Origin of the sequence: Streptomyces sp. NPDC046860 (assembly GCF_040645115.1) — a bacterium.
Classification (GTDB): domain Bacteria; phylum Actinomycetota; class Actinomycetes; order Streptomycetales; family Streptomycetaceae; genus Streptomyces.
The window spans coordinates 450,765-462,436 of the sequence record NZ_JBEYXQ010000001.1; the positions used below are offsets into that span (position 1 = coordinate 450,765).

At 71.8% G+C, this 11,672-nt stretch carries 6 protein-coding genes; 1 reads left to right on the forward strand and 5 read right to left on the reverse strand.

All coding sequences use genetic code 11. The features are described 5' to 3' along the window. Positions 1-36: 36 nt before the first annotated feature. From glgB to ABZ898_RS02115, 4 genes are all read right to left on the reverse strand, one after another. A complete protein-coding gene (gene glgB, locus ABZ898_RS02100; RefSeq protein ID WP_361651822.1) occupies positions 37-2,457 on the reverse strand; it encodes a 1,4-alpha-glucan branching enzyme in 2,421 nt (806 codons plus the stop codon). Between the two features lie 26 nt (positions 2,458-2,483). After that, positions 2,484-3,881: a maltokinase gene (locus ABZ898_RS02105; protein WP_361651823.1), complete on the reverse strand. Its 1,398-nt coding sequence runs from the start codon at positions 3,879-3,881 to the stop codon at positions 2,484-2,486. 94 nt (positions 3,882-3,975) lie between these two features. Continuing rightward, positions 3,976-5,676: a maltose alpha-D-glucosyltransferase gene (treS, locus tag ABZ898_RS02110; RefSeq protein WP_361651825.1), complete on the reverse strand. Its 1,701-nt coding sequence runs from the start codon at positions 5,674-5,676 to the stop codon at positions 3,976-3,978. After that, positions 5,673-7,787: an alpha-1,4-glucan--maltose-1-phosphate maltosyltransferase gene (locus ABZ898_RS02115; RefSeq protein ID WP_361651827.1), complete on the reverse strand. Its 2,115-nt coding sequence runs from the start codon at positions 7,785-7,787 to the stop codon at positions 5,673-5,675. The genes treS and ABZ898_RS02115 overlap by 4 nt, the downstream gene beginning before the upstream one ends. 418 nt (positions 7,788-8,205) lie before the next feature. Between ABZ898_RS02115 and ABZ898_RS02120 the strand changes: the two genes are divergently transcribed. Continuing rightward, positions 8,206-10,824 carry a glycosyltransferase family 1 protein gene (locus ABZ898_RS02120; protein ID WP_361651829.1) on the forward strand — a complete coding sequence of 873 codons (2,619 nt, stop codon included), beginning with the start codon at positions 8,206-8,208 and terminating at the stop codon, positions 10,822-10,824. Positions 10,825-11,124: 300 nt separating this feature from the next. On the opposite strand, the gene ABZ898_RS02125 is transcribed toward ABZ898_RS02120, so the two are convergent. Next, entirely contained in the window at positions 11,125-11,646 is a 522-nt protein-coding gene (locus ABZ898_RS02125; RefSeq protein ID WP_361651830.1) for a DUF1990 domain-containing protein, read from the reverse strand. Positions 11,647-11,672 lie beyond the last annotated feature (26 nt).

The following is an 11,672-nucleotide window of genomic DNA, read 5'->3' on the forward strand; positions in this document are numbered from 1 at the left end:
CCGTCCGGGGGCCGGTGCCCCCGGACGGACCGGGCCTCAGGCCGGCCGCAGCCACACCGTCGCCAGCGGGGGCAGGGTGAGGCGGACGCTGGCCGGGCGGCCGTGCCACGGCTGGGGTTCGGGCTTGACGGTGTCCTGGCTCGTCACGTCGCCGCCGCCGTAGCGGCCGAGGTCGGTGTTGAGGGTCTCGTGCCAGGCGGGGACGTCGTCGGGGACGCCCAGCCGGTACTCGTGGCGGACCAGCGGGGACAGGTTGGCGACGCACAGCAGCGGGTTGCCCTCGGCGTCCCGGCGCAGGAAGGCGAAGACGTTGTCCTCCGCCGCGTCCCCCACGATCCACTCGAACCCCGCCGGATCGGTGTCCCGCTCCCACAGCGCCGGGGTGTCCCGGTAGGCGGTGTTGAGGTCGCGGACCAGGTCGCGCACGCCCCGGTGGTCGGACTCGGCGCCGTAGGCCGGATCGAGCAGCCACCAGTCCGGGCCGTGTGCCTCGGACCACTCGGCGCCCTGGGCGAACTCCTGCCCCATGAAGAGCAGTTGCTTGCCCGGGTGGGCCCACATGAAGCCGAGGTAGGCCCGGTGGTTGGCGCGCTGCTGCCACCAGTCGCCGGGCATCTTGGAGACGAGCGACCGCTTGCCGTGCACGACCTCGTCGTGGGAGATGGGCAGGACGTAGTTCTCGCTGTACGCGTACACCATCGAGAACGTCATCTCGTGGTGGTGGTACTTGCGGTGCACCGGCTCATGGGCCATGTAGGCCAGCGAGTCGTGCATCCAGCCCATGTTCCACTTCAGCCCGAAGCCCAGCCCGCCGAAGCCGCTCGGGCCCTGGTGGTGGGTGGGCCGGGTCACGCCGTCCCAGGCGGTCGACTCCTCGGCGACGGTGACCACACCGGGGCAGCGCCGGTAGACGGTGGCGTTCATCTCCTGGAGGAAGGCGACCGCGTCCAGGTTCTCCCGCCCGCCGAACTCGTTCGGCGTCCACTGGCCTGCCTCGCGCGAGTAGTCGAGGTAGAGCATCGAGGCGACCGCGTCCACGCGCAGGCCGTCGATGTGGAACTCCTCGCACCAGTACACGGCGTTGGCGACCAGGAAGTTGCGCACCTCGCGGCGCCCGAAGTCGAACTCCAGCGTGCCCCAGTCGGGATGGGCGGCCCGCAGCGGATCGGCGTGCTCGTACAGCGGACGCCCGTCGAACTCGGCCAGCGCCCACTCGTCGCGCGGGAAGTGCGCGGGCACCCAGTCCATCAGCACGCCGATGCCCGCCTGGTGCAGCCTGTCCACCAGGTACTTGAAGTCGTCGGGCGTACCGAGCCGGGCCGTCGGGGCGTAGAACCCGGTGACCTGGTAGCCCCAGGAACCCCCGAAGGGATGCTCGGCCACCGGCATCAGCTCGACGTGGGTGAAGCCGAGATCGCCGACATAGGCGGGGAGCTGCTCGGCCAGCTGCCGGTAGGTCAGCCCCGGCCGCCAGGACGGCAGGTGCACCTCGTACACCGAGAACGGCGCCTCGTGCACCGGGCGGTCCGCGCGGTGGGCCATCCACTCCGCGTCCCCCCACTCGTGGCGGGAGACGTCCACGATCGAGGACGTGGCCGGCGGCACCTCCGTACGCCGGGCCATCGGGTCGGCGCGGGTGGTCCGCGAGCCGTCCGGGCGGGTGATCTCGTACTTGTACAGCTCGCCCTCACCGACCCCGGGCACGAACAGCTCCCACACCCCGGACGAGCCCAGCGAGCGCATCGGGAAGCCGGTCGCGTCCCAGAAGTCGAAGCCGCCCGCCACCCGCACTCCGAGCGCGTTCGGCGCCCACACCGCGAACCGGGTGCCGGTGACGCCCTGTTGGGTCAGCACCCGCGAGCCCAGCGCCCGCCACAGCTCCTCGTGCCGCCCCTCGCCGAGCAGGTGCAGGTCCAGGTCGCCGAGGGTGGGCAGGAAGCGGTACGGGTCCTCGGTCTCGTGCGTCGAGCCGTCGTACGTCACCACCAGCCGGTAGGCCGGGACCTCGGTCAGCGGGAGGAAACCGGAGAAGAAGCCGTCCCCGTCGTCGCGCAGCTCCGCCCGGACGTCCTCGAAGACGACGGTCACCCCGTGCGCGTACGGGCGGAACACCCGGAAGGCGACCCCGCCGGGCACCGGGTGGCCGCCCAGCACGGAGTGCGGGTCGTGATGGGTGCCCGCGAGCAGGCGTTCGCGGTCGGCCGGGCCGAGGGCGGGGGAGACGGCGGGCGCCTCGGGTGCGGGCGCCTCGGGGGTGCCTGCCTCGGGGGTGCGCGCCTTCGGGATCGCGGGCGCGTTCTCCGGTGTCTTGCCCGGCGCCTTCTCCGGCGCGTTCTCCGGGGAGTCCGCCTGCCTGCCGGGTTTCGCCCGGGTCTTCCCGGCGACGTCCGCCTGCGCGGACTTGGCCTGCTTCTTACCGGACTTGCTCTTCGGGCCGGCTGACTTCTTGGGCGTCACGGACGAGTCTCCCGGTCGGGTTCGGGTCAGGTCGGGTCGGACGTGGCGAGGCGGCGTACCGCCGACAGCGGGACCGGCAGCCACTCGGGGCGGTGCCGGGCCTCGTAGACGACCTCGTAGACCGCCTTGTCGGTCTCGTAGGCGCGCAGCATCACCGGGTCGGTGCGCGGGTCGCGGCCGGTGACCTCGGCGTACCCGGTGCAGTAGGCGGCCCGGCAGGCGTGCGCCCAGGCGGGGGCCCGGCCCTGCGGGGAATGCGCGGCCGCGTAGTCGAAGGAGCGCAGCATCCCCGCGATGTCGCGCACCGCGGGCTGGGGCATCCGCCGCTCGGCCAGCGGCCGGGACGGCTCGCCCTCGAAGTCGATCAGTGACCAGTTGCCGGACGGCGAGCGCAGGCACTGCCCGAGGTGCAGATCGCCGTGCACCCGCTGCGCGGTCCACCTCTGGCCCTCGCGGCCCAGGTCGGCCAGGGCCTCGTAGGCCGAGCGCAGCCCCCGCTCGTGGGGCCGCAGCGCGGGGACCGCCTGCACCGCGGCCGTCAGCCGCTCGGTCATCCCGGCCACCAGGAGGTCCAGTTGGGCGTGGCCGAGGGTGACCGTGGGCAGGGCGCGGGCGAGCGCGGTGTGCACCTCGGCGGTGGCCCGCCCCAGCGCCCGCGCCTCGCCGGTGAACTCCTCGCCCTTGGCCAGCTCGCGCAGCGCCAGCTCCCAGCCGTCCGTCGCGCCGTTCAGGAACGGCTGGAGCGCCGCGAGCACGTACGGTTCGGTGTCCAGCTCGGCGCGCAGCCAGGCCACCGGGGCGGGTACCCGCGGGCAGCCCTCACGGGCCAGCGCGAGCGGCAGCTCCAGGTCGGGGTTGACGCCGGCGGTGACCCGGCGCAGCAGCTTTAGGATGAACGTATCTCCGTACACCACGGAGGAGTTGGACTGCTCCGCGGTCATCAGCCGGGCGACCAGCTGCTCCCGGATCTCGTGCGCCGGGTCCTTCTCGAAGCGCAGGGCGCCCACGCGCGCACCGGTGCGCAGGGCCTCCAGCAGCACTTCGGCGGGCCGCGGGTCGTACAGCGCGTCGTAGACCGTGCGCCCGGCGAGCGGGCCGTCCGCGACATGGCCGATCAGCGCGGGCGCCAGCCTGGGCGGCAGCGCCTCGCGCACGCCTATCAGCAACTGGTAGCAGTCACCGGGCTGCGGCGGGACGCCCGGAGCCGGTGGCTGACGGACGCGCACCAGCAGGTGATAGAGCCCCAACCGCCCATCGAGGGGCAGGAGTTCGGTGGTGGCCGCGAGATCGAAGCCGGTGACCTCGCGCCCCTTCCCGGCGAACCAGCGCTGCCGGGGCAGCCATTCGCGCAGCAGGGGATCGAGGGATTCGAGGAGTGATGCGTCGGTACCTGACGTGCTGGAGGGGGTGACCGTTTCCGCCATGGGCGTCACGTCCTTTCCCCGGGTCGTCGGGGTGTTACTGAACGGTGCCCCGAGCGGGGCGGCGGAAACCGGCGGCCGCCCCACCCGGCCGGTACTACGCCGCGTCCTGGCGCAACCGGAACCAGTAGAAGCCGTGGCCCGCGAGGGTCAGCAGATACGGCAGCTCCCCGACGGCCGGGAAGCGCACTCCGCCGAACAGCTCGACCGGATGCCGCCCGAGGAACGGGCGCAGATCCAGCTCGGTGGGCTGCGCGAACCGCGAGAAGTTGTGCACGCAGACCACGAGGTCGTCCTCGTACTCGCGCAGGAAGGCGAGCACCGCCGGGTTGGAGGACGTCAGCTCGGTGTAGGACCCGAGTCCGAAGGCGGGGTTCTGTTTGCGGATCTCGATCATGCGGCGGGTCCAGTGCAGCAGGCTGGACGGCGAGGACATCGACGCTTCGACGTTGGTGACCTGGTAGCCGTGGACGGGGTCCATGATCGTGGGGAGGAACAGGCGGCCGGGGTCGCAGGAGGAGAAGCCGGCGTTGCGGTCGGGTGTCCACTGCATGGGGGTGCGGACGGCGTCGCGGTCGCCGAGCCAGATGTTGTCGCCCATGCCGATCTCGTCGCCGTAGTAGAGGATCGGCGAGCCGGGCAGGGAGAGCAGGAGTGCGGTGAACAGTTCGATCTGGTTGCGGTCGTTGTCGAGGAGGGGGGCGAGCCTGCGACGGATGCCGATGTTGGCGCGCATACGCGGGTCTTTCGCGTATTCGGCCCACATGTAGTCGCGTTCCTCGTCGGTGACCATTTCGAGGGTCAGCTCGTCGTGGTTGCGCAGGAAGATGCCCCACTGGCAGTTGGTGGGGATGGCGGGGGTCTTGGCGAGGATCTCGGAGACCGGGTAGCGGGACTCGCGGCGTACGGCCATGAAGATGCGGGGCATGACCGGGAAGTGGAACGCCATGTGGCATTCGTCGCCGCCGGTGGAGTAGTCGCCGAAGTAGTCGACCACGTCCTCGGGCCACTGATTGGCCTCCGCCAGCACGACCTTGTCGGCGTACTGCTCGTCGACCTCCTTGCGGACCCGCTTCAGGAAGTCGTGGGTCTCGGGGAGGTTCTCGCAGTTGGTGCCCTCGCGCTGGTACAGGTACGGCACGGCGTCCAGCCGGAACCCGTCGATGCCGAGGTCCAGCCAGAACTTCAGCGCGGAGATCATCTCCTCCTGCACGGCCGGGTTCTCGTAGTTGAGGTCCGGCTGGTGCGAGAAGAAGCGGTGCCAGTAGTACTGCTTGCGCACCGGGTCGTACGTCCAGTTCGACGCCTCGGTGTCGACGAAGATGATCCGGGCGTCCTGGTACTGCTTGTCGTCGTCGGCCCAGACGTAGTAGTCGCCGTAGGGGCCGTCGGGGTTGGCGCGGGACTCCTGGAACCACGGGTGCTGGTCGCTGGTGTGGTTCATGACGAAGTCGATGATGACCCGCATGCCCCGCTGGTGGGCGGCGTCCACGAACTCCACGAAGTCCGCGAGGTCACCGAACTCGGGCAGCACGGCCGTGTAGTCGGAGACGTCGTAACCACCGTCACGCAGCGGCGACTTGAAGAACGGCGGGAGCCAGAGGCAGTCCACGCCGAGCCATTGCAGATAGTCGAGTTTGGCGGTCAGACCCTTGAGGTCACCGACGCCGTCGCCGTTGCTGTCCTGGAAGGATCGGACCAGGACCTCGTAGAAGACGGCACGCTTGAACCACTCGGGGTCCCGGTCCTTGGCCGGAGTGTCCTCGAAGGTGTCGGGAACGGGCTCGTTGACGATCATATGGCGGGTGACCCTCCGATCCGCGGGTTGGACGGTCGCAGAACCGAGAACACATGCGCGGGTCGACGACCCGGTTCGAGTCGCACATAGTTGGCCCTGCCCCAGTTGAAGGACTCACCGGTGAGCAGGTCGCGCACCGGCACCGACTCGTGCCATTCGAGGCCGAGTTGCGGCATGTCCAACGAGACCGTGGCCTCCTGGGTGTGGTGCGGGTCGAGGTTGACGACCACCAGAACCGTGTTCGATCCGCTGCGCTTGGAGTAGACGATCACTCCGTCCTGGTCCGCGTGGTGGAAGTGGATGTCCCTGAGCTGGTGCAGTGCCGGGTTCTCCCGGCGGATTCCGTTGAGCCGGGTGATGAGGGGCGCGATGGTCCGGCCCTCGCGGGCCGCGGCCTCCCAGTCCCTCGGCTTGAGCTGGTACTTCTCCGAGTCCCCGTACTCCTCGCTGTTCGCCTTCAACGGCTCGTTCTCACAGAGTTCGTAGCCGCTGTAGATGCCCCACGTGGGGGAGAGGGTCGCCGCGAGGACGGCACGGATCTCGAAGGCCGGGCGCCCGCCCCGCTGGAGGTAGCCGTGCAGGATGTCCGGGGTGTTGGCGAAGAAGTTGGGCCGCATGTAGGCGGCCGCCTCCCCCGAGAGTTCGGTGAGGTACTCCGCCAACTCCTGTTTGCTGTTGCGCCAGGTGAAGTAGGTGTAGGACTGCTGGAAGCCGATCTGGGCGAGGGTGTGCATCATCGCGGGGCGGGTGAACGCCTCGGCCAGGAAGATGACGTCCGGGTCGGCGCGGTTGATCTCGCCGATGACGCGCTCCCAGAACACGACGGGCTTGGTGTGCGGGTTGTCGACGCGGAAGATGCGGACCCCGTGGTCCATCCAGTGCCGCAGGACGCGGACGGTCTCGTCGACCAGGCCGTCCATGTCGGCGTCGAAGGCGACCGGGTAGATGTCCTGGTACTTCTTCGGCGGGTTCTCCGCGTACGCGATGGTGCCGTCGGAGCGGTGGTGGAACCACTGCGGATGCTTCTCCACCCACGGGTGGTCCGGGGAGCACTGGAGGGCGAAGTCCAGCGCGATCTCCAGGCCCAGGGCGCGGGCCCGGTCCACGAAGAAGTCGAAGTCCTCCAGCGTGCCCAGGTCGGGGTGGACGGCGTCGTGGCCGCCTTCGGGCGAGCCGATCGCCCAGGGCACGCCGACGTCGTCGGGGGTGGCGGTGAGGGTGTTGTTGCGGCCCTTGCGGTGCGTGGTCCCGATCGGGTGGATCGGGGGAAGGTAGACGACGTCGAAGCCCATCTCCGCGATCGCCTCAAGCCGCTTCGCCGCCGTACGGAACGTGCCGTGCGGCCGGTCGAGGGTGCCCTCGGAGCGCGGGAAGAACTCGTACCAGGAGCCGTACAGCGCCCGCTCCCGCTCCACCAGCAACGGCATCGGGTCGGAGGACGTGACCAGTTCGCGCAGGGGATGGCGGGCGAGGATCTCCGACACCTCCGGGGCCAGGGCCGACGCCAGCCGCCAGGCGGCCGGACGGTCCTCGTCGCGCAGGGCCGCGACCGCGTCCAGCACGACCTCCCGGCGCCCGGCGGGCACCCCGGCGGCCGCGCGCTCGTACAGCCGCGCACCCTCCTCCAGGACGAGTCCGGTGTCGATGCCGGCCGGGATCTTGATCTCCGCCGTGTGCCGCCAGGTGGAGAGCGGGTCCGACCACGCCTGGACCGTGTACGTCCACCGGCCGGGCCGGTCCGCGCTGACCGTGGCGCCCCAGCGGTCGGTGCCGGGGGCCAGTTCCCGCATCGGGGTGAACGGACCGGGACGGCCGTCCGGGTCGCGCAGCACCACATCGGCGGCGACGGCGTCGTGCCCCTCGCGGAACACGGTGGCCGACACCTCGAAGACCTCGCCGGGCACCGCCTTGGCGGGCCTGCGCCCGCCCTGGACCACGGGCCGCACGTCCAGGACCGGGATGCGGCCCACCACCGGCTGTCCTCTCGGGGGCTCGGGCGTGGCCGTCCGGGTGTCGTCCGGCGGGGCCGCCGTCCGGGCCGGCCGGGCCGGTTTTCTGCCGGCCGCCTTGCCGGGGGTCACCGGTGCTGACGAGTGGTGCGTGGCGGGCATGACCGCTCCTGTCCGCGTCGACATGTGTGTGGGCGGGTGTGCGGGAGATGGGTCCTGCTGCGGTGCTGTGGTGCCTGCGGGGCCGTACCGGGTGAGCCTTCCCATCCGGTTCGGGTGGGCAATCCGGCACTGTGTTAACTACTCGCGCGTACGCCCCCGGACAAGACCGGCACCTTCTCCGGATTCCCACCCCGAGCGCCTTGACTCCCCCCGTTCCGGCGGGCTTCGGCCAAATCCGGGCGCACCCGCACCGGGCACAACCCGTCCACATCCGGTCTCGTACGTACCGGATGTGCCATGTTCGGACCGCTTCACCCGGATGCTTCACCGGTGACGCCCCGGTAACCACTACCGTCGACAATGACGACGAGACGTACAGCGCCGTGCGTCTCACCCCGCGACGCGTCCGAGGTGGAATGTGAAGGCCATCCGTCGGTTCACCGTCCGTCCCGTTCTCCCCGAACCACTCCGGCCGCTCAGCGACCTGGCGCGCAACCTGCGCTGGTCCTGGCACGCGGAGACGCGCGACCTGTTCCAGTCCGTCGACCCCGAGCACTGGGCCGCCGCCGAGGGCGACCCGGTGCGGCTGCTCGGCCGGGTCAGCCCCGCCCGGCTGGCCGAGCTGGCGCAGGACCGGCGCTTCCTGCGCCGCCTGACCGCGGTCGCCGACGACCTGGACGACTACGTGAGCGGCGCCCGCTGGTACCAGCAGCAGGGCGACGGGCTGCCCGCCGCCGTCGCCTACTTCTCGCCCGAGTTCGGCATCACCGCCGCGCTGCCCCAGTACTCCGGCGGCCTCGGCATCCTGGCCGGCGACCACCTGAAGGCGGCCAGCGACCTGGGCGCCCCGCTGATCGGCGTCGGACTGCTCTACCGGCACGGCTACTTCCGCCAGTCCCTCTCCCGCGACGGCTGGCAGCAGGAGCACTACCCCGTCCTCGACCCCAACGAGCTGCCGCTGACCCAGCTCAAGGAGGAGGACGGCACCGCCGCCCGCGTCTCCCTCGCGCTGCCCGGCGGCCGCGCCCTGCACGCCCGGATCTGGGTCGCCCAGGTCGGCAGGGTGCCGCTGCTGCTCCTCGACTCCGACGTGGAGGAGAACGACCCCGCCGAACGCGGAGTCACCGACCGGCTCTACGGCGGCGGCAGCGAGCACCGGCTGCTGCAGGAGATGCTCCTCGGCATAGGAGGTGTCCGCGCCGTGCGCACCTACTGCCGGCTCACCGGGCACGCGGCGCCCGAGGTGTTCCACACCAACGAGGGGCACGCCGGGTTCCTCGGCCTGGAGCGGATCGCCGAACTGGCCCGCCAGGGGCTCGACTTCGACCCGGCGCTGGAGACCGTCCGGTCCGGGACGGTGTTCACCACGCACACCCCCGTCCCCGCCGGCATCGACCGCTTCGACCGGGACCTGGTCGCCCGGCACTTCGGGCCCGACGCCGAGCTGCCGGACCTCGACCCGCGCCGGGTCCTGGCGCTCGGCACCGAGACCTACCCGGGCGGCGAGCCGAACCTGTTCAACATGGCCGTGATGGGGCTGCGCCTCGCCCAGCGGGCCAACGGGGTGTCCCTGCTGCACGGGCAGGTCAGCCGGGAGATGTTCGCCGGGCTCTGGCCCGGCTTCGACGCCGAGGAGGTGCCGATCACCTCGGTCACCAACGGGGTGCACGCCCCGACCTGGGTGGCTCCCGAGGTGCTGCGGCTGGGCTCGCGCCAGCTCGGCACGCAGCGGGCCGAGGACGCGCTGACCGTCGGCGGCTCCGAGCGCTGGGACGCGGTCGCCCAGATCCCGGACCAGGAGATCTGGGAGCTGCGCCGCACCCTGCGCGAACAGCTCGTGCTGGAGGTGCGGTCCCGGCTGCGCGCCTCCTGGCGCCAGCGCGGCGCGGCCGACGCCGAGCTGGGCTGGATCGACGGGGTGCTCGACCCGGACGTGCTGACCATCGGCTTCGCCCGGCGCGTGCCCTCGTACAAGCGGCTCACGCTGATGCTGCGGGACAAGGAGCGGCTGACCGAGCTGCTGCTGCATCCGCAGCGGCCCGTGCAGATCGTGGTGGCGGGCAAGGCGCACCCGGCGGACGACGGCGGCAAGAAGCTCGTCCAGGAACTCGTGCGGTTCGCCGACGACCCGCGGGTGCGGCACCGGATCGTGTTCCTGCCCGACTACGGCATGGGGATGGCCCAGAAGCTCTACCCCGGCTGCGACATCTGGCTGAACAACCCGCTGCGCCCGCTGGAGGCGTGCGGCACCTCCGGGATGAAGGCCGCGCTCAACGGCTGCCTCAACCTCTCGGTGCTGGACGGCTGGTGGGACGAATGGTTCCAGCCCGACTTCGGGTGGGCCATCCCCACGGCGGACGGCGCGGCCACCGACACCGAGCGGCGGGACGACATCGAGGCCGCCGCGCTGTACGAACTCCTGGAGGGCCGGGTCACCCCGCGCTTCTACGAGCGCGGACGGGCCTCCCTGCCCGACCGGTGGATCGAGATGGTCCGCCAGACACTCACCCTGCTCGGCCCCAAGGTGCTGGCCGGCCGCATGGTCCGCGAGTACGTCGAACGGCTCTACGCCCCGGCCGCGCAGGCCCACCGCGCCCTCGTCCCGGACACCGCGCGGGAACTGGCCGGCTGGAAGGCGCGGGTGCGGGCCGCCTGGCCGGGGGTGAGCGTCGACCACGTGGAGACGACCGCGCCCACCGCCACCGCGGAGCTGGGCTCCAGCGTCGGCCTCCGGGTGCGGGTCGGGCTCGGCGAGCTGACGCCGGACGACGTGGAAGTGCAGGTGGTGTCCGGCCGGGTCGACTCCGGCGACCGCATCACGGACGCGAGCACGGTCCCGCTGAAGCCGGTCGGCAACCCCGACCTGGAGGGCCGCTGGCTCTACGAGGGCCCCCTCTTCCTCGACCGCACCGGGCCCTTCGGCTACACCGTCCGCATCCTGCCCGCCCACCGCCTGCTGGCGTCCACGGCGGAGACGGGCCTGGTCACGGCACCACCGCAGGAGGCGGTGGAGTCGGCGGGGGTGCTGCTGCGCTGAGTCCGCGCCGTCGGAGGGCGGGCCGTGCCGCCCGTCCTCCGGCGACGGACTAGGGCCTGTCTTCCGGATCTTGCCGGGGTCGCGGGGTCTGGCACGCCCTCCCCCAAGCTCTGCGAGCAGGGGGGACCCCCAGCCGCGTTGTCGTCGGTTGCCGACTCCCCCACGCTCGGCTGCGCTCGCGCGGGGGGACCCCCATCGCGTCGACGCCCTCCTCCGCCTTGCAGCCGCACGCACCAGACCCCGCTCGGGTCGGCCCGAAGGCACCGTCGGACCGAGCCGGCCTGATCCGGAAGAAAGGCCCTAGCTCTCGTCCTCCGGCGCGCACAGCCGCTTCAGGGTGGCGCCGCATCTGCGGGCGTAGGCGTGCTGGAGGGCGCGGGCGGCCGGGCCGACGGTGCGGGTGTACCACTTGGCGGGGCGGCTGTACGCGGCGACCGTGAGCCAGACCGTGCCGTCGCCGGTGCGGTCGACGACGAAGGCCTCCTCGCCGTGTTCGGGGTGGCCGGGGAGGGTGCCGTAGGCCCAGCCCGCGCGGCGGGGTTCGTCGGCGGTCCAGACGACCCGGCAGGGGGCCTTGATCATCCCGGCGAGGTTCACCGTGACCTCCGTGCCGGGGGCCGCGCGTTCGGCGGTGGTGTCCATGCCGACGCCCATCGCGCGGTGCATCTCCCAGGTGAGGACCGCCTCCGTGGCCCGGCGGAAGACCCCCGGACCCTCGCCGATCCGGGTGCGGGAGAAGAGGTGGTGGAAGCCGGGCGGGCAGACGGCCAGGTCGTCGCGGGTCGCGCCGACCGGCTCGTAGGTGAAGGGCGCCGAGGACATGGGTCACAAGAGTAGGGCGCCCCCCG